The organism is Streptomyces sp. NBC_01288 (genome assembly GCF_035982055.1).
Lineage (GTDB): Bacteria > Actinomycetota > Actinomycetes > Streptomycetales > Streptomycetaceae > Streptomyces.
Window position 1 is genome coordinate 7,333,666 of the sequence record NZ_CP108427.1, and the last position, 20,019, is coordinate 7,353,684.

The following is a 20,019-nucleotide window of genomic DNA, read 5'->3' on the forward strand; positions in this document are numbered from 1 at the left end:
AGGGGAGTTGACGGGGTTCGTGCGAGTGTCCTGGACGCTGCTGACCTGGGTTTTCGGTCTGTCCGCTTCTACGATCGGCGCATCGGAGAGGGGGCCGGATGGACCGGGCGGATCGGAACCGGCGTGGGCGGGACATTCGTACGGTCGACGACGTACTCCGGCTCCTGGACGGGCTGTTCGCGCCGGAGGCCGACCGTTGGAGTTCACGGGGCGCCTCCTGGTGGGACGGGTTCTATGCCGACCGTGACAAGCCGGTGCCGTTCTTCGTGGCTAAGCCGGACGAGAACCTGGTCGGGTATTTCGACCTGGGGCTGATAGGCGGGGGTGGCCGTGCGCGTGCGCTGGACCTGGGGTGTGGTCCGGGGCGCAACGCGATTCAGTTGGCCGGGCGGGGCTTCGACGTGGACGGGGTGGATCTGTCGCCGACGGCTGTCGTGTGGGCGGAGGAGCGGGCAAGGGAGGCGGGGGTGGGGGGAGGGGAGGGGGAAGGCCCCCAGGTTCGCTTTCACTGCGGCGACGTGTTTGCCCTCGCCCCCACAGAACTCCCTGGCCCCTACGACCTGGTCTACGACTCCGGCTGCTTCCATCACCTGCCCCCGCACCGGCGCATCAGCTACCTCGCCCTGCTGGACCAAGTCCTCGCACCCGGTGGGTACTTCGCGCTCACCTGTTTCGCGGCGGGTGGGATGGGGTCCGAGGTGCCCGATGCCGAGCTCTACCGTGGCTCCGGGCTTCAGGGCGGGTTGGCCTACACGGCTGATGAACTGCGGTGGATATTCGGGGAGTTGGAAGTGGTCGAGCTGCGCCGGATGCGTGACGAACCTGACGACTCGCCGTGCTTCGGGGAGGGCTTCCTCTGGACGGCGTTGTTCCGCCGGGGGACCGGAGCGTAGGGCGGGGGCCTACAGCCACCCCTGCTGGCGGGCCTCCCGCATCGCCTCCATGCGGTTGCGGGTGCCCGTCTTGCCGATCGCTGACGAGAGGTAGTTGCGGACCGTGGACTCGGAGAGGTGGAGCTTCGTGGCGATGTCGGAGACCGTCGCGCCGTCCACCGAGGCCTTGAGGACGTCGCACTCGCGGGCGGTGAGTGGATTGGGGCCCGCGCTCAGCGCGGCGGCGGCCAGGGCCGGGTCGATGACCGTTTCGCCGGTCAGGACGCGGCGGATCGCTGCGGCGAGGTCCTCGACCGGGCCGTCCTTCACCAGGAAGCCCGCCGCGCCCGCCTCCATCGCCCGGCGCAGATAGCCGGGGCGGCCGAAGGTCGTGAGGATCAACACCCGGCAGTCCGGGGCCTGTTCGCGGAGTTCGGCGGCGGCGTCCAGGCCGCTCATGCCGGGGAGTTCGATGTCGAGGAGGGCGACGTCGGGGCGGTGGGTCAGGGCGGCGTCCACGATCGTGTCACCCCGTCCGACCTGGGCGACGACCTCCAGGTCCGCCTCCATGCCGAGCAGCAGGGCGAGCGCGCCGCGCATCATGCCCTGGTCCTCGGCGAGCAGCACTCTGACGGACTTGGCGGGCCGGTGGTCCCGGGGCATCTCATCCACGGGGCAAGAGTAAGGCCCAGGGTGACCCGGGGCGGTTGTCAAAAACTCTTCATTGTTCGCGTCCGCGAGTCTTGACGGTCCCCGGCTGCGGGCAAACAATCGCCTCGGCATTCCGCAATCACCTCGGAATTTCCGGATGCCGGGTCGATTTCGGAAACCTTTCGACAAACTCTCGACAGTTCGACATTTCGATCGCGAATGGGTTCGGTATATCGATCGAACGGCGTTCGGTATGTCGACCAGACGTCAATGTGACACCGCGTGCTCCGTCACACCTACCACCAACCACCAACCACCCGCACCGCCCTACCCGCAACAGAATGAGGTGCACCGTGTTCCTGAGATTCCTCCGCACCCGGCCGCGCCGGCTGAGAAACGCCACCCTCGCCGCACTGTCCGCGCTCGTGACCGTCCTCGCGCTGGCCGTCGGCGTGCCGCAGGCCTCGGCCGCCACCTCGCTGCCGTGCGACATCTACGCCACCGCCGGGACGCCCTGCGTCGCCGCGCACAGCCTCGTCAGGGCGCTCTACTCGTCGTACAACGGCTCGCTGTACCAGGTGCGGCGGGCCTCCGACAGTGCCACCGCGAACATCGGGCTGCTGGCGGCCGGCGGGTATGCCAACGCGGCGGCGCAGGACACGTTCTGTGCCGGTACGACGTGCATCATCACCAAGATCTACGACCAGTCCGCGCGCCACAACGACCTCACGATCGAGGGCGCGGGCGGAGCCGGTGTCGCCGATGTCGGGGCGCCCGCGGACGCGCTGCCGGTGACCGCCGGCGGGCATCAGGTCTACGGCCTGGAGATCTCGGCCGGCATGGGCTACCGCGACAACTCCACCTCGGGCGTGGCCACCAACGGTGCCGCCGAGGGGATGTACATGGTGACCTCGGGCACCCACGTCAACGGCAGCTGCTGCTTCGACTACGGCAACGCCGAGACCAACAACCAGGACACCGGCAACGGTCACATGGACGCGATCAACTTCGGTACCGAGTGCTGGTTCTCACCCTGCTACGGCGGAGGCCCCTGGGTGCAGGCCGACCTGGAGAACGGGCTGTTCCAGTCGGACTCCGGGTACAGCAAGAACACGGCGAACACCGGCACCGGAGCGATACCGTTCGTCACCGCTTTGCTGAAGAACAACGGTCAGGACCATTTCGCGCTGAAATCCGGAAACGCGCAGTCGGGGAGTCTCACGACCTCCTATTCCGGGGGTGAACCCACCACGAGCGGTTACTCGCCCATGCATCAGGAAGGCGCGATCGTCCTGGGCACCGGCGGGGACAACAGCAACGGCTCCATCGGCTCGTTCTTCGAGGGCGTCATGACCGCCGGCATCCCGACCGACGCCGCCGACAACTCCGTACAGGCGAACATCGTGTCCGTCGGCTACGGCGCCTCGACCGGCACCACCGGGACGCTGGCGGCCGGGTCGGAGATCTCGCTGCGCGCGACCACCTCGTGCTGCACCGGCGACTACATCCGCCACCAGAACAACGCGGCGGTCCTCTCGGCCATCACGTCCAGCAGCGCGGCGGTCGACAAGGGCGACGCCACCTGGATCGTCCGCAGGGGACTCGCCGACAGCTCCTGCTATTCGTTCGAGTCACGGAACTACCCCGGCGACTTCCTGCGCCATTACAACTACCAGCTCTACCGCCAACCCATGGTCGGGACAACGCAGTTCAGACAGGACGCCACGTTCTGCGCCTCGACCGGCAAGAGCGGCACGGGCACCTCGTTCGCGTCGTACAACTACCCGACCAGATATCTCCGGCACTACAACTACAACGTCTACATCGCGAGCGACGGCGGCTCGAACGCCTTCGACAGCGCCACCTCGTGGACGGACGACGTGAGTTGGGTGGTCACGGCTCCCTGGGCGCCGTAGACCCAGAAGTAGTCGCGACAGATGACGTCAACTCCGCTGACTCCACCGGGAGTTCGGCGGTGACCGTGAAGCCGCCGCGTGGTGACGGGCCGGCCCGCAAGGAGCCGCCCGCCACCGCGAGGCGTTCCGTCAGGCCCTTAAGACCGGTCCCGCCGATGCTCTCGGCGGGACCGGTCGCCGCCGCCCCTCCGTCCCCGGGGCCGTCGTCCGCGATCGTCAGGCGGACGCGGTCCATGACCCCGTCGAACGTGATCTCGCAGCGGGTCGCGCCGCTGTGCCGTACGACGTTGGTGACCGCCTCGCGGACCACCCAGCCCAGCAGGGCCTCGTTCTGCGGGGTCAGGAGCGGGCCCGACTGGCGGACCACCGGGGCGATGTCGGCGGCGGACAGGGCGGAGCGGGCACGGTCCAGTTCGGTGGCGAGGCTGCCCTCGCGGTAGCCGGTGACCGCCTCGCGGATCTCGGTGAGCGCCTGCCGGCCCACCGCCTCGATGTCGGTGATCTGGCCGAGCGCCGCCTCCATGTCACGGGGCGCGAGGCGCCGGGCCGCCTCCGACTTCACCACGATCACCGAGAGGGTGTGCCCGAGCAGGTCGTGCAGGTCGCGGGAGAACCGCATCCGTTCCTTCTCGACCGCCCGGCGGGCCAACTCCTCGCGGGCGGCGCGCAGTTCGCGTACGGCCTCGGAGAGGGAGAGGATCGCCGCGGTCACCATCGTCGACAGGAACGTGCCGTAGGCGATGTTGATCGCGTCCCAGCCGGACCGGTAGACGGAGACCGCGGCGGCGAGCGCGGTCAGGGCGAGGCCGACCTGGCCGAGGCGCGGGCCCCGGACGACGGCGCCCGTGGCGAGACCGAGCAGTGGGAAGAAGTAGAGCCAGCTGCCGCCGTAGCCGAGGGCGAGGCCGCAGGTGATCAGTCCCATCACGACCAGCGCGACCACGGTCGAGACCGCCTGGCGCTTCTCCTTCACGAAGGAGCGGAACACGACATAGATGTAGAGGGAGTTGAAGGCGAACAGGCCCAGGCCGCCGATCCAGGGGTTGGAGGTCTTGCCCTGGAGGAGGTTGGAGAAGGAGCCCATGCCCATCAGGAGCCACGGCAGCAGGGTGAAGCCGGTCGGCGGCGGGCCCGGGTTCTCGGGCCACTCGCCCTTGCGGCGGGCCTCCTTCTGCGCGGCCTTGAACTCCGCCATGTCGGCCTTCCAGCGGGCCCGCTCCGCCCGCCAGTGGCGTACCTGGCAGGTGATCCCTCGCATCCAGGACATCTCTCTCGCTCCCCCGGTCACACGGTCCGCCCGGTCCGGCGGTACGCCAGCACAGCGTACGAACCGAACGCGAGCAGCCAAGCGGTCAACACCACGATCGCGCCGAGTGCCGGGGCGTGCCCGTCGGCGACGGACGTGCCGAGTTCGGCGAAGCGGTTGGTCGGGGTGTAGTGGGAGATCGCGCGCAGCCAGCCGGGGAAGAGGCTGATCGGGAACCACAGGCCGCCGAGCACCGCGAGCCCCATGGTGCAGGCCATGTTCGCGACGCCGGTGGTCTGGGAGGTGAGCCCGTAGCCGTTGCCGAGGCCGAGCAGGGTGAAGGGGATCGAGCCGAGCCACAGCAGCAGCGCGATCGCCGCCCACTGCCAGGCGTCCATCCGTACGCCGTTGACCAGCCCGCCCGCCGCGAGCACCGCGACGATCGCGGGCAGCACGGTCACCGAACCGGTCAGCGCCCGGCCGACGACGACCTGGCGCGGGGTCATCGGGGTCACCCGTAGCTGCCGCAGCCAGCCGATCGCCCGGTCCTCGGCGACCCCGCCGCCGGTGTTGAGGGCGGAACCGACCGCGCCGTAGGCGGCCATGCCGACCATCGCGGTGGCCTTGTAGCCGCTGTCGTCACCGCCGAGGTTCGTGAACAGCAGGTACATCATCACGGGCATCGCGATCCCGCCGATCACGAAGCCGACGTCGCGCAGGGTCCGGCGTACTTCGAGGCGCAGGTAGTCGATCATCGGACGGTCTCCGTCTCGGGGGGAGGTGCGGGAAGGGGAGGTGCGTTTCGGGGGTGCGGGGGTGGCCTCGCGGCGGCGGCGGGTGATGTCCGTGCCGGACGCGGCGACGCGGTCGGCTGCGAGGTCCGCGTGGCGCAGGGGGCGGAGGTCTTCGAGCCGTGGACGGTCGAGCATCAGCGGGTCTCCGTCCCGGCGCCGGTGCCGGCGAGGAACGTGTCGTTCAGGGCCACCGGGTTCATGGCACCGGCTCCGGTGCGCGGGACGTCGGTCTCGGGGGACGTCAGCGCCAGGAACGCGTCGTCCAGGGACGCCGGCGTGACCTCCAGGCCGCGGATCGCGTCCAGGTCCGCCAGCGCGCGCACGGTCGCGTCCGAGTCGTCGGTGCGGAGCAGGGCGCGGTCGCCGCGTACTTCGACGGTCCGTACGCCGGGCAGCAGGCACAGTCCCTCGGTGGCGCGGCCCGCCAGGTCGAAGGCGACGAGGCTGCCGCCGGCCGCCCGCTTGAGCTGCTCGCCGGTGCCGTCCGCGACGATCCGGCCGCGGTCGATGACGACGATCCGGTCGGCGTGCGCGTCCGCCTCCTCCAGGTAGTGCGTGGAGAACAGGACGGTGTGCCCGCGCCGGGCGAAGGCCCGCATCGACTGCCAGAACGCGTGCCGCGCCTCCACGTCCAGCGCCGCGGTCGGCTCGTCCAGCACGATCAGCGACGGGTTCCCCGCCAGCGCCACGGCGAACCGCACGCGCTGTGTCTGCCCGCCCGACAGCCGGTCCACCCGCCGCCCGGCCAGGTCGCCGATCCCGGCCAGTTCCAGGGCCTGCGCGACGGGCATCGGCGCCGGATAGCGCCGGGCGACGAAAGAGACCAGCTCGCCGACGGTGACCCGGGGCACCGCCCGCGACTCCTGGAGCATGGCCCCGACCAGGCCGTTCCGTACGGCCAACTCGGGTGCGGCGCCGAAGAGTTCGACCGTGCCGGCGTCGGGCGTGTTCAGTCCGAGCAGCAGCGAGATCGTCGTCGACTTGCCCGCGCCGTTGCGGCCGAGCAGCGCGACCGTCTCGCCGCGCCCGATCTCCAGGTCCACACCGTCCACGGCACGCACCGCGCCGAAGGTCTTGACCGCCCCGGCGAAGGACACGGCACGCTCTGTCCGGTCCGCGGTTCCACTCGCCGCCCGGCCCGCCGAACCGCCGGCCACCGGGCCCGCAGCCCCGTTTGCCGCTCGTCCCGCAGTCCCGTCTGCCGCTCGTCCCGCCGAACCGCTTGCCGACCGCCCCGCCGTCCTACCCGGCACCCAACCCGCCGTCCGGCCCGCCGCCCCACCTGTCTGTGTCATGGCTACGACGCTACGGATTCGGGCCCCTCGCCCGGCAGATGCGCATGTACGGACTCGGGCGGGACAAATGTCACGGGTGCCGGTGCCGGTGCCGGTACGGTCGCCGGTACCGACACCGACCTGACGCACCGTCAGGAGCCTTCACAAGTGCGGGGCGCTCGGCTATACAGAAGGGCGCCGGACTGGAACGCGTTCTAGGTCGGCCCGTGACGACCTCGGTGCGGCCGACGGTGCGGACGGCCGCACCGGGGTCTCTCGCCACCACGACGCACGCCGCCGCCACCGACGTTCGCCGCCACCGAACAGGAGCCCCATGCCGATCGACGCCGCCAGGGCACTCGCCGCCGAACCCCGCTCGGGAGAGATCTCCTGGAACACCAAGGACGTCCAGCTCTACCACCTCGGCCTCGGCGCTGGCACCCCCGCGACCGACCCCGACGAGCTGCGCTACACCCTGGAGTCCCGGCTGCACGTCCTGCCGAGTTTCGCCACCGTCGCGGGCAACGGCTCGCCCGGCGTGATCAGCGGCCTGTCCATGCCCGGCGTCGAGGTCGACCTCGCCCGCGTCCTGCACGGCGGCCAGTCCCTGCGCCTGCACCGCCCGATCCCGGCCCAGGGCACCGCGACCGGCACCAGCCATATCGCCGCCGTGTACGACAAGGGCAAGGCGGCCGTCCTCGTCATGCGCGCCGAAGTCGCCGACGCCGACGGCCCGTTGTGGACCAACGACGCGCAGATCTTCGTACGGGGAGAGGGTGGCTGGGGCGGCGACCGCGGCCCCTCCACCCGCCTGGAGGCCCCAACGGGCGAGCCCTACAAGGTGGTTGAGCGGCACATCCGCGAGGACCAGGCCCTCCTCTACCGCCTCTCCGGCGACTGGAACCCGCTGCACGCCGACCCCGAGTTCGCCAAGCTCGCCGGGTTCGACCGGCCCATCCTGCACGGCCTGTGCACCTACGGCATGACGCTGAAGGCGGTCGTCGACACGCTGCTCGACGGCGATGTGAGCCGGGTGCGCGCCTACGACACACGGTTCGCCGGAGTGGTGTTCCCCGGCGAGACGCTGCGCATCCGCATGTGGCGGCAGGGCGACGCCGGAGCCGGCGTGGTGCGGGTCGCGGTGAGCGCCGTGGAACGGGACGACGCACCCGTCCTCGCCGACACGATCGTCGAACACGCCTGAGCCAGGCCAGAGTTGACCCGAGTTGAGGGGAGCCGCATCATGCTCGCAGCCGTACTGCACGAGATAGGCCAGGACAAACTGGAGGTCCTCGACGACGTCGAGGCGACGGGCTTCGGGCCCGGCCGGGTCAGGATCCGGGTGCGCGCCACGGGGCTGTGCCACTCGGACCTGTCCGCGATGGCCGGCGTACTGCCACAGCCGGCCCCCTTCGTACCCGGACACGAGGGTGCGGGCGAGATCCTCGAAGTCGGCGAGGGTGTAAGCCACTTGAAGCCCGGTGACCGGGTCGTCGTCTGCTGGCTGCCGGCCTGCGGCGTGTGTCCCGCCTGCAAGCGCGGCCAGACCCAGCTCTGCCTGGCCGGGTTCATGAACGCGGGCACCCCCAACTTCAAGCGCCCCAGCGGCGATGTGTTCGGCTTCGCGGGCACCGGCACCTTCGCCGAGGAGGTCGTCGTCGACGCGGGCTGCGCCGTACCGATCCCCGACGACGTGCCCTTCGACATCGCCGCCCTCATCGGCTGCGGGGTCACCACCGGGCTCGGCGCCGCCCTCAACACCGCTGACGTGGAAGCCGGTTCGTCGGTCGCCGTGATCGGCTGCGGGGGCGTCGGGATCTCCGCGATCCAGGGTGCCCGGCTCAAGGGCGCCGCCGAGATCATCGCCGTCGACCCGGTCGCCTCCCGCCGCGAGGCCGCCCTCAAGTTCGGTGCCACCAGGGCGATTTCACCTGACGAGCTGCCCGACGCCAAGCAACAGGTCACCGGCGGCGAGGGGTTCGACTACGTCTTCGAGGTCGTCGGCCGCTCCGCCACCGCCCGCACCGCCTACGAGAACACCCGGCGCGGCGGCACCCTCGTCGTCGTCGGCGCGGGCGCCCTGGACGACTATCTCCAACTCAGCATGTTCGAGCTGTTCTTCGACGAGAAGCGCATCCTGCCCTCGATGTACGGCGGGGGAGACGTGCTGCGTTCCTACGAGCGCACGATCGCCCTGTGGCGGGCGGGCCGCGTCGATCTGGAGAGCCTGATCACCCACCGGGTGCCGCTGGCCGACATCAACGAGGCCCTCGACCAGATGCGCCAGGGGACGGCCCTGCGCACGTGCATCGAGATCTGAGGGCCGGGTATGTCGTTGCCACTTGAGGGACTCGCGGCGATCGTCACCGGCGCCGGACGCGGCCTCGGCCGGGCCGAGGCGCTGGAGCTCGGCCGGCTCGGCGCGGCCGTCGTCGTCAACGACTACGGGCAGCCGGGTCGGGACGGTTCGGGGGAGGCGTCCGCCGGTCCCGCCGAAGAGGTCGCCGCCGAGATCCGCGCGGCGGGCGGCCGCGCCACCGCCCACACCGGGGACGTGGCCGACTTCCAACAGGCCGCCGAACTCGTCGAGTTGGCGATCGCCGAGTTCGGCAGGCTCGACATCCTCGTCAACAACGCGGGCATCCTGCGCGACCGCATGGTCTTCTCCATGACGGAGGGCGAGTGGGACGCGGTGATCCGGGTCCACCTCAAGGGCCACTTCAACACGACCCACTTCGCGGCCCGGCACTGGCGCGAGCGCTCCAAGGCGACCGGCGCACCGGTGTACGGCCGGATCGTGAACACCTCGTCCGAGGCATACCTCGCCGGCTCGGCCGGACAGCCCAACTACGCTGCCGCCAAAGGCGGAATCGTCGGCCTGACCACCTCCACCGCCCTCGCCCTCGCCAAGTACGGCGTCACCGCGAACGCCATCTGCCCCCGCGCCCGCACCCGGATGACCGAGGACGTCTTCGCCGGGTTCGGGGAGAGCGACGACGGCCTCGACCCGCTCGCCCCCGAGCATGTCGCCCCGCTCGTCGGCTACTTGGCCTCACCCGCCGCCGAACGGATCAACGGCCAGCTCCTCGTCGTCCACGGCGGCATGGTCGCGATCGTCGAACGCCCGCACGTCCAGGCCAAGTTCGACAGCAAGCAGGACGTCTTCAGCTACGACGAGCTGGACGCCGTACTCACTCCGCACTACGCGGAGCGACCGCCGGGGGAGACGTTCGCGGCGGCCGAGGTACTGGGACTCAAGCGGGAGCCGGGCACGGCATAGGGAACGCGGCGGCCCCGCCCGTCCGGAGACGAGCGGGGCCGTGTCGTGCGAGATGGTGCAAGGCGCCTGACGTGTCGTCAGACAGCCGCGTACTTCGACTGCGTGGACTGCTCGGACGGCTTGCGGTGCCGGCCGTGGGCGGCCGCATCGCCGTCCTGCGCCGAGACCGGACCCCGGTGCTTGCCGTGACCGGAGGCGTCGTGTGTGTCGGCAGACATGGTCTGCGCGGTGTTCGAGTCGTTCATCGGAAAGTTCACCCCGTAGCAACATGATCCTTCTTACAGCCCGGCGATCTTATCCAGCCGTGCACGGGGTGAAGCGAGGCGGACCGCCGTCCGGGACGAGTTCGTTACCGAGCCGCACCACTTTGTTACCCGACGGCCACCCGGCCGTTGAGCGGCGCTTCCCGCAAGGGCACCGGACGCGGCGCGACCGGCACCGGAGGATCCGGTCGTGACGGTGCCGACGGCGACGGCGCGGCCTCCCCAGGCGCGCCCCCCGTCCCGTCCCGAACCGGATCCTCCGGGCGTGTTTCCCCCGTACCCCCCACGCCCCCCGTTACCCCAGGGGACCCCGCGTCCCCTGCTTCCCCCGGGCCCCCCGTTCCCCCCGCCCCCCGAGGCACCGCGAACCGCGCCACACCGCACGGCACTTCCCGTGTGGCGTACGGCAGTTGCAGCACCCCGCTCTCGGTCCACAGCCCGGCACCCGTCAACCACCCCTCGGGCGCCGGGAGTTGGAGCAACTGCCGCTCGGCGGGCCGCCATACGGCGAACCAGGTGCCGGCCGGCCCGTCGACGCGCAGCGCGACCCCGCAGTTCTCCGGCATCAGCACCTGCCCCGGCTGGATCGCGAACGGCGTCACCGTGCAGTCCGGCAGCCGCAGGCACTCCGGGAACCGCACCGGCAGCGTGGAGCCGACGACCCCCCAGCCCAGCCGGTCCCCCCGGCCCGGCGACGGCGCGTCCGAGCGGATCAGCAGCAGCCCGCTGTCGGGGTCGGCCGCGAGCAGCCGGTCGTCGCTGTCCGCGGCGATCTGCAGCAGCGGCGACACCTCCCCGTCCCGCTCCAGGTCGACCACGATCGCCTTGGTCCGCCCGCCGACCTCCCGGTCCAGGGCCAGCATCCGCCCCGCCCGGTCCAGCCAGACCCCGCCCGAACACCGCCCCGGGACCATCGCGAGATGCTCAGGCCCGAACGCCCCGCCCGCCACCAGCCACACGGCGGTCGAGCGCCGGCCCACGGCGAGGGCGTACGCCTTCTCGCCCCCCGGCGCGGGCGGCAGCAGCCGTAGCCGGGTGTCCGGGTCCGGGCACTCGACCGCGCCGAGCGGCAGCTCACCGGTGCCCGGGCCGGTCGGGTAGAGCAGCGAGAACGCGTGCCGCCCGTCGACCAGTCGCCGGATGAGCACCCGCCCGTCGCTCATCGGCTGGACCTCGGTGCCGGGCTCCTCCGGCTGGTTGCCGGGCAGCGGCACGGCGTACGGCTCGGGGCCGTCCAGCGTCCACCGCTCCGGGAACAGACAGTCGCCGGCCGGCGCGAGGCGGGCGGCGTACGCCCCGTCCGCGGTGATCGCACACGTGGTGCCACCGTTCCGCGGGACCCCGCACTCGTCGCCGCACTCGTCCCCGTCTTCGTCCGCCGCCGTGGGCTCGATCGCACAGGCCGTCATGGTTCGGTCACCTCCGGCCACGAAACTAGTTTTCGCACGTACGGACGTGGGACCGATGAGCAGCCGCTTCACCAATAAGGGTGGCCAAGTAACGATTCGCCTGAGGAAACGGGGGCGGGTGTGCTGAACGGGGCCACGCACCTCCGTGCGGCCGGTTCAGCGGTTCAGCCGATCGGTCCAGCCAGGTAGCCTTTCCCCGTGCCCCGTCAGTCCGTACCCCGCCTGTCCGAAGTCATCGCCGCGCTGGAGAACCTGTGGCCCGCCGAGCGGGCCGAGTCCTGGGACGCGGTCGGCACCGTTGTGGGCGACCCGGACCAGGACGTCACCCGCGTGCTGTTCGCCGTCGACCCGGTCCAGGAGATCGTCGACGAGGCCGTGAAGCTGGGCGCCGACCTGCTGGTCACCCACCACCCCCTCTACCTGCGCGGTACGACCACGGTCGCGGCCTCCACGTTCAAGGGCCGCGTGGTGCACACCCTGATCAAGCACGACATCGCGCTGCACGTCGCCCACACCAACGCCGACCGCGCCGACCCGGGAGTCTCCGACGCCCTCGCGGGCGCGCTGGACCTCAGGGTCGTAGGACCGCTCGTACCGGACCCGACCGATCCGGAGGGCCGCAGGGGCCTGGGCCGGATCTGCGAGCTGGACCACCCCCTGACCGTCCGCGAGCTCGCGGCCCGAGCCGCCGAGCGCCTGCCCGCCACGGCGCAGGGCATCCGCGTCGCCGGCGACCCCGACGCCCTGGTCCACCGGGTCGCGGTGAGCGGCGGCTCCGGCGACAGCCTCTTCGACGACGTACGAGCGGCAGGCGTGGACGCCTTCCTGACAGCGGACCTCCGCCACCACCCGGTGTCCGAGGCCCGCGCACACAGTCCTCTCGCGCTGCTCGACGCGGCGCACTGGGCCACCGAGTGGCCCTGGTGCGAGCTGGCCGCCGCCCAGCTCGACGAGATCTCCGACCGCGAGGGATGGGACCTCAGGGTCCACGTCTCCAAGACGGTCACCGACCCCTGGACCGCCCACGCGGCGTCCGCCACCACACCTGACCCAATGGGAGCCCCCAACTGAACGCCGCGCCCGCCGACCAGATCCGACTTCTCGACGTCCAGGCCCTCGACGTACGCCTGTCGCAGCTCGCGCACAAGCGCAACTCCCTGCCCGAGCACGCCGAGATCGACTCGCTGACCAAGGACCTCACCCAGCTGCGCGACCTGCTCGTGGCCGTGCAGACCGAGGAGAGCGACTGCGCCCGCGAGCAGACCAAGGCCGAGCAGGACGTGGACCAGGTGCGCCAGCGCGCCACCCGCGACCAGCAGCGCCTCGACTCGGGTGCCGTCACCTCGCCCAAGGACCTGGAGAACCTCCAGCGCGAGATCGTCTCCCTCGCCAAGCGCCAGGGCGACCTGGAGGACATCGTCCTCGAAGTCATGGAGCGCCGTGAGTCCGCGCAGGAGCGCACCGCCGAACTGACCGAGCGGGTCGGTTCCGTGCAGGGCCGGATCGACGACGCGACCGCCCGCCGCGAGGCCGCCTACGAGACCCTCGACGCCGACGAGGCCACGGCCGAGAAGGAGCGCGAGGTCGTCTCGGCGACCATCCCCGCGGACCTCCTCAAGCTCTACGACAAGCTCCGCCAGCAGCAGGGCGGCATCGGCGCGGCCAAGCTGTACCAGCGCACCTGCCAGGGCTGCCGCCAGGAGCTCGCCATCACCGACTTCAACGAGGTCCGCGCGGCGGCCCCCGACACGGTCGTCCGCTGCGAGAACTGCCGCCGCATCCTGGTGCGCACGTCCGAGTCCGGCCTGTAAGGAGCGTTCGCCGTGCGGGAGTTCATCGTCGAGGCGGACGGCGGTTCCCGGGGAAACCCGGGCCCCGCGGGCTACGGTTCCGTCGTCATCGACGCGACGACGGGGGAGACCCTGGCGGAGGCGGCCGAGTACATCGGCATCGCCACGAACAACGTCGCCGAGTACCGGGGCCTGCTGGCCGGCCTCCGCACGGCCCACGCCCTGGACCCCACCGCCCACATCCACGTCCGCATGGACTCCAAGCTGGTCGTGGAACAGATGTCGGGCCGCTGGAAGATCAAACACCCCGACATGAAGCCCCTGGCGGCGGAGGCGGGCGGGGTGTATCCGGCGACGCAGGTGACGTACGAGTGGATCCCCCGGGCCCAGAACAAACACGCGGACCGCTTGGCCAACGAGGCGATGGACGCGGGAAAGCGGGGCGAGCAGTGGTCGGCGACAGAGTCAACGGCGGACCTCCGCAGCACAGGCTCGGCTGAGGCTTTTCAGGGGCGCGCCCAACTTTCCAGTGAGGGCTCAGCCGAGGCTTTTCAGGGCCGCGGCAGCGCCCAGCTTTCCGGTGCAGGCCCAGGTGACGCCCTCAAGGGGCGCGGGGAACTGCGCGACCAGCCCCCACCGGCCGCAACTGTGACCACTGCCAAAGCCATCGCAGACACCCGCGCAGCCCGCAACGTAGCGACCCCCAGCGCCGGTTGGGCCCCCGCAGACATGGGCGCCCCCGCAACCTTCGTCCTCCTACGCCACGGCGAAACCCCCCTCACCCCCCAGAAGCGTTTCTCAGGCAGCGGCGGCACCAACCCCTCCCTCTCACCCGTAGGCCAGGACCAAGCCACCCGAGCAGCAACGGCGTTGGCGGCCCGAGGCACGATCCAGCACATCATCGCCTCCCCCCTCACCCGCACCAGGGAAACCGCCGCAGCCGTAGCAGACCGCCTCGGCCTGGACGTGACGATCGAAGAGGGCCTGCGCGAAACGGACTTCGGCGCCTGGGAAGGCCTCACCTTCGGCGAGGTACGCGACCGCTACCCCGACGACCTGACCACCTGGTTGGCCGACCCCACGGCCCAACCCACCGGCGGCGGCGAGAGTTTCGCGGACACGGCAACCCGAATCGCCGCCACCCGCGACAAGCTGACGGCGGCCTACGCGGGCCGCACCGTCCTCCTCGTCACCCACGTCACCCCGATCAAGACGTTCGTCCAACTCGCCCTGGGCGCCCCACCGGAGTCCCTGTTCCGCATGGAACTCTCGGCCGCCTCGATCTCCGCCGTGGCCTACTACGCCGACGGCAACGCGAGCGTACGACTCTTCAACGACACGTCCCACCTACGCTGAGCGCAGCGCCGCCGCCTCCCGGGCCAGCGACTCGACCCGCCCCCAGTCACGCGCGGCCACCGCATCCGCCGGAATCATCCAACTCCCGCCCACACACCCGACGTTGGGCAACGCCAGGTATTCCGGCGCGGAGTTGACCCCTATCCCCCCGGTAGGACAGAACCGCGCCTGCGGCAACGGCCCCGCCAACGCCTTGAGATACGCCGTACCGCCCGAGGCCTGAGCCGGGAAGAACTTCATCTCCCGCACCCCGCGCTCCAACAGCGCGACCACCTCGGACGTGGTCGACACCCCCGGCAGAAACGGCACCCCGGACCCCTGCATGGCCTCCAGCAGAAGTTCGGTCCACCCGGGACTGACAAGGAACCGCGCCCCCGCCCCCACGCACTCCTTCACCTGCCCCGGAGTCAACACCGTCCCCGCCCCGACCACGGCCCCCGACACCTCACCCGCGATAGCCCGCAAGGCCTCCAGCGCGCCCGGCGTCCGCAAGGTCACCTCGATCGCCGGCAACCCACCCGCCACCAGCGCTCGCGCGAGCGGCACCGCGTCGGCGACGTCCTCGATGACGACGACGGGCAGCACGGGAGCGAGATCGAGCAGGGAGGAGGAAGTCATAGCCTCATCCTGCCGAGGGGATGCAGTGTGCGCAAAGCTCATTGCGCATACTGCAACGCACGCCTGATGGGTCGCTCAATGGGTCGCTCAGTGGATCTCGTCCACCAACACATCCAACGCCCAAGCCCGCCCCGCCTGCGAAGGCACCTCCGCCTCCACCACGTACCCCAACCCCCGCAACGCCTCCACCAACTCACCCGGCGTCCCCGGCACCCCCGCCGAGGTCAACAGACTCCGCACGATCCGCCCCTTCGTAGCCTTGTTGAAGTGGCTGACGACCTTCCGCGTCGGCGCATGCAACACCCGCACAGTCGCCGTCCGCCCCGCGACCTCCCCCTTCGGCTTCCACGCCCCCGCATACGCCGAGGACCGCAGGTCAAGGACGAGCCCGTCCCCGGCGACCTCCGGCAGCACCGCCGCCATCGGCCCCCGCCAGTGCGCGCCCAGCGCCCCGAGCCCGGGCAGCCGTACCCCCATCGAGCAGCGATACGACGGAATCCGGTCCGTCACCCGCACCGCGCCCCACAACCCGGAGAACACGAGCAGCGAGCGCGCGGCCCGCTTCTTCGCGGCGGGTTCGAGCGAGGCCAGGTCGAGGGCGTCGTAGAGAACCCCCGTATAGATCTCCCCGGCGGGCCGCGCACCCGCCGTCCGCAGGTCGACGTTCTTCGCGATCTCGCCGCGCAGTCCCTCACTCAGCCCGAGGACCTCGCGTGCCTTGTCCTCGTCGGCCGCGCACAGGTCGACGAGTTCGTCGAGTACGGCGGCGCGGGCGTCGGTCAGTCCCGGCAGCGACAGCGACTCCGGCTTGAGGGGGGCACCGCGGCCGGAGGAGGCCTTGCCTTCGGAAGGAGGCAGCAGGACGAGCACGGCGGGTTTCTCCTTAGGGGACTTCCGGGGGAGCTTCTGGCCTACGTGGGGGGCCTGCGCCAGCGTAAAGGGTGCGGGCCTGCGGATTGTGCCTACGCTCGTGACATGCCCAGCCGCCGTATCCGGGTGACCGGCACCCCCGAAGCCCCGCTCCGCGCCGCCCTCACCGCCCTGCGCACCGAACTCGGCGTACCCGAGAACTTCCCGCCGGAGGTACTGGCGGAGGCGGAACGGGCGGCGAAGTCCCCGCCACCGCCCGCCGAGGACGCGACCGACATCCCCTTCTTCACCATCGACCCGCCCACGTCCATGGACCTGGACCAGGCGATGCACCTGTCCCGTAGGGGGACCGGTTTCCGGGTCCGGTACGCCATCGCAGACGTCGCCGCCTTCGTGCTCCCCGGCGGCGCGTTGGACGCGGAGGCCCACCACCGCGTCACCACCCTGTACTTCCCCGACGAGAAGACCCCGCTGCACCCGCCGCTGCTGAGCGAGGGCGCCGCGAGCCTGCTGCCGGACGTGACCCGGCCGGCGGTGCTGTGGACGATCGACCTGGACGCGGACGGCCGTACGTCCGCCGTCGACGTCCGCCGTGCCCTCGTCCGCAGCCGCGCCAAACTCGACTACGCCACCGCGCAGCGGCAGATCGACGCGGGCACCGCCGAGGAGCCGCTCGCGCTGCTCAAGGACATCGGCGAGGCACGCGAACGCCTGGAGGTCGAGCGCGGCGGCATCTCCCTCAACGTGCCCGAGCAGGAGATCGTCGAGCGCGACCACACCTACGAACTCGCCTACCGCGCCCCGCTCCCCGCCGACGGCTGGAACGCCCAGATCTCCCTCCTCACCGGCATGGCCGCCGCCGACCTCATGCTCACGCACGGCACCGGCGTCCTGCGCACCCTGCCCATCGCCCCGGACGGTGCGGTCGGCCGCCTGCACCGCACCGCGCACGCGCTCCACATCGACTGGCCGCACCACATGCCGTACGCGCGGCTCATCCGCTCCCTCGACCCGCACCTCCCGCACCACGCGGCCTTCCTCCAGGAGTGCACGACCCTGCTGCGCGGCGCGGGCTACACGGTCTTCCGCGACGGCAACCTCCCGCCCGTCACCACCCACGCGGCCGTCGCCGCCCCCTACACCCACTGCACGGCACCCCTACGACGCCTGGTCGACCGCTACGCCTCCGAACTCTGCCTCGCCCCCGGCAACCCACCCGCCTGGGTCCTCGCCGGCCTCGACGCCCTCCCCAAACAGATGGCCGACGGCAACCGCCTCGCCGGCACCGTCGAGCGCGAGTGCGTCGACATCGTCGAGGCGGCGCTCCTGAAGGACCGCGTCGGCGACCTCTTCGACGGCTATGTGGTGGACGTGGACGAACGCCAACCCACCGTGGGAAAGGTGCAGTTGGACACCCCGGCCGTGGTCGCCCGCCTCGAAGGCGGCACGACTCCGCTGCCGCTGGGGGAGCGCCTGCGCGTCCGCCTCACCCAGGCGGACCCGGGGACGTCGAAGGTACGGTTCGCGCCCGCCTGACCGCTCGCAGATGAGCCTGAAGGGTCGCTACGACGCGGTCGGCGTCGTCGGCGTGGAAGTGGACGGTGTCGACCTCCCGCCGTCGGCCGAGGAGGGTGAAATGGGTGACGGGCTCGGTGAGTTGGAGGGTGACGGAGGTGCGGAAGGCGACGGGGAGGTCCAGTTCGCCGTCGGCCCGGCGTCGGGCCGCCACCCGCAACTCGCCCTCGGCGGAGGCGATATGACCCAGCGGGACGATCACGTCGGCGCGGGCGGCCCGCCGGAGCCGTAGCGCATGGGTGTCGGTGTCCAGCTGGTGCGGGCGGGTGACGGAGGCCGCGTGCAGGGCGGCGACGGACGTGACCGCCAAGAGGCCCAGGACCGGCACCACTTGGTGGAGCAGCGGCCAGTCCCGCAGCAGCACCGACATGGTGAGGGTCTCCAGGACGCACGCGAGCGCCGACCCGGCCACCAGGGCCCGTCGCGCCCGCGCATACCCGAACACCCGCCCGCCGCCTGCCCAGTTGGTCCTCATGGGGTCACTGCAGATGCTGACGTCGCGTGAGTGTCAAGCGCCAAGCGGCGCGCCGAACCACAGTCGCAGTGCCTCCGTCGGATCGTCCTCGGTGCTGTCCGTGTCGGCGGCCCATGCCGTGATCCCGTCCGGGCGGACCAACAGCCCGGCCAGTTCCGGGTGTTGGGGGCAGGTGGTGGTGAGGACGTCCACCAGGCCCTCGTAACCGGCCGCGCGGGCACGGAGTTTGGGGTCGTCGGCGAGGTCGAGGAGGAGGGCGCGGCCGGTGTGGAGGTGGTCGCCGAGGCGGGTGCCGTCGGCGAGTTCGAGGTCGGGGGCGCTGCGGCCGGTCAGCGGGTGGTCGCCGGGGAGGTCGTAGCGCTGCCAGGCGCCGGAGATCCGCTTGACGAAGTACGTCGTGCCGTCGGCCGTCCCCGCGAGGTCGCCGACGATCCCGCGCAGGGCACGGGCGTGTGCGTCGGGGCGCATGATCGCGATCTGGGCGCGCGTCCAGTCCAGCACCCAGGCGCCGATCGGATGCCGTTCCGCCGTGTAGGTGTCCAGCAGGTCGGCCGGGGCCCGGCCGCTCACCACCAGGGCGAGCTTCCAGCCGAGGTTCATCGCGTCCCCGACACCGAGGTTGAGTCCCTGTCCGCCGAACGGCGAGTGCACATGCGCCGCGTCGCCCGCGAGCAGCACCCGGCCCGCGCGATAGGTGTCCGCCTGACGGCAGTTGTCGGTGAACCGGGTCGCCGTGTGCAGTGCGTGCACGGTGACGTCGACGCCGGTCACGCGGCGCACGCCGGCCTGCAACTCCTCGGTGGTGACCGGGGATCGGCGGTCGGCGGGCGGCCCGTCGAACTCGATGGAGACCATCCGCCCCGGCATCGGGCCGTAGGTGTACATCCCGGTGCCGGTGGCGTTCCAGCCCTTGCTCAGACCCTCGGTGCCGGTCATGTCGGCGATGGCCTGGTAGCCGGTGATCTCCGGTGCGGTGCCCGGGAATTGGATCCCGGCGAGCTTGCGCACGAGGCTGCGGCCGCCGTCGCAGCCGACCAGCCAGCCGGTGCGGACGGACTGCGGCGCCGATCCGTCCGTAGCGGCGAGGTGGACGGTCACCCCCTCGTCGTCCGCGTCGTAGCCGGTCAACTCGACCTGCCTGCGCACCTCGACGCCGAGTTCATCGGCGCGCCGGCCGAGCAGCCGCTCCAGCGGGGCCTGCGGGACGAACCGGCCGACCTCGCCGGGCGGGCCGACCTCCGCGAAGGCGGGGTCCGACGCGTCGAGCAGATCGGCCCGCAGGGTGATCCCGGCGAAGTGCCCGGCGGACTTCGGCGGCGGGGCCGCCCCGTCTCCACTGCTCTGCGTCCGCAGGAACTCCTTCATGCCGTTCGCGGTCTCGACCTGCACCTCGGTCAACGCGGGCAGCAGCCCCCGCCGGTAGAGGGAAACGGCGGTGAGGGTGTTGATCCCGCCCGCCTTGATCGTCTCGTCCACCCCGGCCAGCCGCTCCGCGACCAGCACCCGGGCCCCGCCGAGCCGCAGCTCACAGGCGAGCAGCAGCCCGATGGGCCCGGCTCCGGCGATGACGACGTCGTAGTTCGTGTCGATGCTGACGTTCGTGTTCGTGTTCGTGTCAGTGCTCATGCCT

19 protein-coding genes are annotated in these 20,019 nt (G+C 71.4%); 9 read left to right on the top strand and 10 right to left on the bottom strand.

Annotation, left to right across the window (positions count from 1 at the left end; translation table 11 throughout):
* The first annotated feature begins 98 nt into the window (after positions 1 to 98).
* A complete protein-coding gene (locus tag OG194_RS33225; RefSeq protein WP_327404452.1) occupies positions 99 to 893 on the top strand; it encodes a class I SAM-dependent methyltransferase in 795 nt (264 codons plus the stop codon).
* A gap of 9 nt (positions 894 to 902) precedes the next feature.
* Here the strand turns inward: OG194_RS33225 and OG194_RS33230 are convergent, their stop codons facing one another.
* The gene (locus OG194_RS33230) at positions 903 to 1,535 is read right to left on the bottom strand and encodes a response regulator transcription factor (RefSeq protein WP_033281879.1); all 633 of its coding nucleotides are present in this window, start codon (positions 1,533 to 1,535) and stop codon (positions 903 to 905) included.
* 341 nt (positions 1,536 to 1,876) lie between these two features.
* Between OG194_RS33230 and OG194_RS33235 the strand changes: the two genes are divergently transcribed.
* On the top strand, positions 1,877 to 3,439 hold the full coding sequence (locus OG194_RS33235) for an alpha-L-arabinofuranosidase B (protein ID WP_327404453.1): 1,563 nt from the start codon (positions 1,877 to 1,879) through the stop codon (positions 3,437 to 3,439).
* Here OG194_RS33235 and OG194_RS33240 read toward each other — a convergent pair.
* The 3 genes from OG194_RS33240 to OG194_RS33250 all read right to left on the bottom strand — a co-directional run bounded on the left by OG194_RS33240 (position 3,417) and on the right by OG194_RS33250 (position 6,576).
* Positions 3,417 to 4,706: a sensor histidine kinase gene (locus OG194_RS33240; RefSeq protein WP_327404454.1), complete on the bottom strand. Its 1,290-nt coding sequence runs from the start codon at positions 4,704 to 4,706 to the stop codon at positions 3,417 to 3,419. The genes OG194_RS33235 and OG194_RS33240 overlap by 23 nt on opposite strands.
* A 17-nt stretch (positions 4,707 to 4,723) precedes the next feature.
* Positions 4,724 to 5,440, bottom strand: coding sequence for an ABC transporter permease (locus OG194_RS33245; protein WP_327407302.1), 717 nt, complete (start codon positions 5,438 to 5,440; stop codon positions 4,724 to 4,726).
* A 173-nt stretch (positions 5,441 to 5,613) separates the two neighbouring features.
* Complete coding sequence (locus tag OG194_RS33250) at positions 5,614 to 6,576, bottom strand: ABC transporter ATP-binding protein (protein ID WP_327404455.1); 963 nt, start codon at positions 6,574 to 6,576, stop codon at positions 5,614 to 5,616.
* A 511-nt stretch (positions 6,577 to 7,087) separates the two neighbouring features.
* Between OG194_RS33250 and OG194_RS33255 the strand changes: the two genes are divergently transcribed.
* From OG194_RS33255 to OG194_RS33265, 3 genes are read left to right on the top strand one after another with little or no spacing between them, the layout of a single operon-like run.
* Complete coding sequence (locus tag OG194_RS33255; RefSeq protein ID WP_327404456.1) at positions 7,088 to 7,957, top strand: MaoC/PaaZ C-terminal domain-containing protein; 870 nt, start codon at positions 7,088 to 7,090, stop codon at positions 7,955 to 7,957.
* 39 nt (positions 7,958 to 7,996) lie between these two features.
* A complete protein-coding gene (locus OG194_RS33260) occupies positions 7,997 to 9,073 on the top strand; it encodes a Zn-dependent alcohol dehydrogenase (protein WP_327404457.1) in 1,077 nt (358 codons plus the stop codon).
* Positions 9,074 to 9,082: 9 nt separating this feature from the next.
* Positions 9,083 to 10,033, top strand: a complete 951-nt coding sequence (locus tag OG194_RS33265; RefSeq protein WP_327404458.1) for a 3-oxoacyl-ACP reductase — start codon at positions 9,083 to 9,085, stop codon at positions 10,031 to 10,033.
* Positions 10,034 to 10,110: 77 nt separating this feature from the next.
* On the opposite strand, the gene OG194_RS33270 is transcribed toward OG194_RS33265, so the two are convergent.
* Together OG194_RS33270 and OG194_RS33275 are read right to left on the bottom strand one after the other, a co-directional pair.
* Complete coding sequence (locus tag OG194_RS33270; RefSeq protein ID WP_318016017.1) at positions 10,111 to 10,278, bottom strand: hypothetical protein; 168 nt, start codon at positions 10,276 to 10,278, stop codon at positions 10,111 to 10,113.
* Between the two features lie 125 nt (positions 10,279 to 10,403).
* A complete protein-coding gene (locus OG194_RS33275; protein ID WP_327404459.1) occupies positions 10,404 to 11,705 on the bottom strand; it encodes a hypothetical protein in 1,302 nt (433 codons plus the stop codon).
* A gap of 198 nt (positions 11,706 to 11,903) precedes the next feature.
* Here OG194_RS33275 and OG194_RS33280 point away from each other — a divergent pair, with 198 nt between their 5' ends.
* The 3 genes from OG194_RS33280 to OG194_RS33290 are packed head-to-tail and all read left to right on the top strand — an operon-like array spanning position 11,904 to position 14,851.
* Positions 11,904 to 12,776: a Nif3-like dinuclear metal center hexameric protein gene (locus OG194_RS33280; protein WP_327404460.1), complete on the top strand. Its 873-nt coding sequence runs from the start codon at positions 11,904 to 11,906 to the stop codon at positions 12,774 to 12,776.
* Positions 12,773 to 13,516, top strand: a complete 744-nt coding sequence (locus OG194_RS33285) for a zinc ribbon domain-containing protein (RefSeq protein ID WP_327407303.1) — start codon at positions 12,773 to 12,775, stop codon at positions 13,514 to 13,516. Before OG194_RS33280 ends, OG194_RS33285 begins: the two co-directional genes overlap by 4 nt.
* Positions 13,517 to 13,528: 12 nt before the next feature.
* The gene (locus OG194_RS33290) at positions 13,529 to 14,851 is read left to right on the top strand and encodes a bifunctional RNase H/acid phosphatase (protein WP_327404461.1); all 1,323 of its coding nucleotides are present in this window, start codon (positions 13,529 to 13,531) and stop codon (positions 14,849 to 14,851) included.
* Here the strand turns inward: OG194_RS33290 and OG194_RS33295 are convergent.
* Both OG194_RS33295 and yaaA read right to left on the bottom strand, forming a co-directional pair.
* Entirely contained in the window at positions 14,843 to 15,469 is a 627-nt protein-coding gene (locus OG194_RS33295; protein ID WP_327404462.1) for a bifunctional 4-hydroxy-2-oxoglutarate aldolase/2-dehydro-3-deoxy-phosphogluconate aldolase, read from the bottom strand. The genes OG194_RS33290 and OG194_RS33295 overlap by 9 nt on opposite strands.
* Before the next feature lie 87 nt (positions 15,470 to 15,556).
* Positions 15,557 to 16,339 (bottom strand): peroxide stress protein YaaA, encoded by a 783-nt coding sequence (gene yaaA, locus OG194_RS33300; protein WP_327404463.1) that lies wholly within the window; start codon positions 16,337 to 16,339, stop codon positions 15,557 to 15,559.
* A gap of 105 nt (positions 16,340 to 16,444) precedes the next feature.
* Here yaaA and OG194_RS33305 point away from each other — a divergent pair, with 105 nt between their 5' ends.
* Positions 16,445 to 17,875, top strand: coding sequence for an RNB domain-containing ribonuclease (locus OG194_RS33305; RefSeq protein WP_327404464.1), 1,431 nt, complete (start codon positions 16,445 to 16,447; stop codon positions 17,873 to 17,875).
* Here OG194_RS33305 and OG194_RS33310 read toward each other — a convergent pair.
* Both OG194_RS33310 and OG194_RS33315 read right to left on the bottom strand, forming a co-directional pair.
* Positions 17,826 to 18,389, bottom strand: coding sequence for a hypothetical protein (locus OG194_RS33310; protein ID WP_327404465.1), 564 nt, complete (start codon positions 18,387 to 18,389; stop codon positions 17,826 to 17,828). The two genes, OG194_RS33305 and OG194_RS33310, sit on opposite strands and share 50 nt — an antisense overlap.
* 33 nt (positions 18,390 to 18,422) lie before the next feature.
* On the bottom strand, positions 18,423 to 20,015 hold the full coding sequence (locus OG194_RS33315; protein WP_327404466.1) for an FAD-dependent monooxygenase: 1,593 nt from the start codon (positions 20,013 to 20,015) through the stop codon (positions 18,423 to 18,425).
* Positions 20,016 to 20,019 lie beyond the last annotated feature (4 nt).

What these genes read in the sequence shown, in the direction of transcription:
- OG194_RS33295 (WP_327404462.1), bottom strand. Translation starts at nt 15,469, where the DNA reads ATGACTTCCTCCTCCCTGCTCGATCTCGCTCCCGTGCTGCCCGTCGTC.
- OG194_RS33225 (WP_327404452.1), top strand. Translation starts at nt 99, where the DNA reads ATGGACCGGGCGGATCGGAACCGGCGTGGGCGGGACATTCGTACGGTC.
- OG194_RS33305 (WP_327404464.1), top strand. Translation starts at nt 16,445, where the DNA reads ATGCCCAGCCGCCGTATCCGGGTGACCGGCACCCCCGAAGCCCCGCTC.
- OG194_RS33315 (WP_327404466.1), bottom strand. Translation starts at nt 20,015, where the DNA reads ATGAGCACTGACACGAACACGAACACGAACGTCAGCATCGACACGAAC.
- OG194_RS33265 (WP_327404458.1), top strand. Translation starts at nt 9,083, where the DNA reads ATGTCGTTGCCACTTGAGGGACTCGCGGCGATCGTCACCGGCGCCGGA.
- OG194_RS33230 (WP_033281879.1), bottom strand. Translation starts at nt 1,535, where the DNA reads ATGCCCCGGGACCACCGGCCCGCCAAGTCCGTCAGAGTGCTGCTCGCC.
- OG194_RS33275 (WP_327404459.1), bottom strand. Translation starts at nt 11,705, where the DNA reads ATGACGGCCTGTGCGATCGAGCCCACGGCGGCGGACGAAGACGGGGAC.
- OG194_RS33245 (WP_327407302.1), bottom strand. Translation starts at nt 5,440, where the DNA reads ATGATCGACTACCTGCGCCTCGAAGTACGCCGGACCCTGCGCGACGTC.
- OG194_RS33260 (WP_327404457.1), top strand. Translation starts at nt 7,997, where the DNA reads ATGCTCGCAGCCGTACTGCACGAGATAGGCCAGGACAAACTGGAGGTC.
- OG194_RS33255 (WP_327404456.1), top strand. Translation starts at nt 7,088, where the DNA reads ATGCCGATCGACGCCGCCAGGGCACTCGCCGCCGAACCCCGCTCGGGA.
- OG194_RS33240 (WP_327404454.1), bottom strand. Translation starts at nt 4,706, where the DNA reads ATGTCCTGGATGCGAGGGATCACCTGCCAGGTACGCCACTGGCGGGCG.
- OG194_RS33310 (WP_327404465.1), bottom strand. Translation starts at nt 18,389, where the DNA reads ATGAGGACCAACTGGGCAGGCGGCGGGCGGGTGTTCGGGTATGCGCGG.
- OG194_RS33270 (WP_318016017.1), bottom strand. Translation starts at nt 10,278, where the DNA reads ATGAACGACTCGAACACCGCGCAGACCATGTCTGCCGACACACACGAC.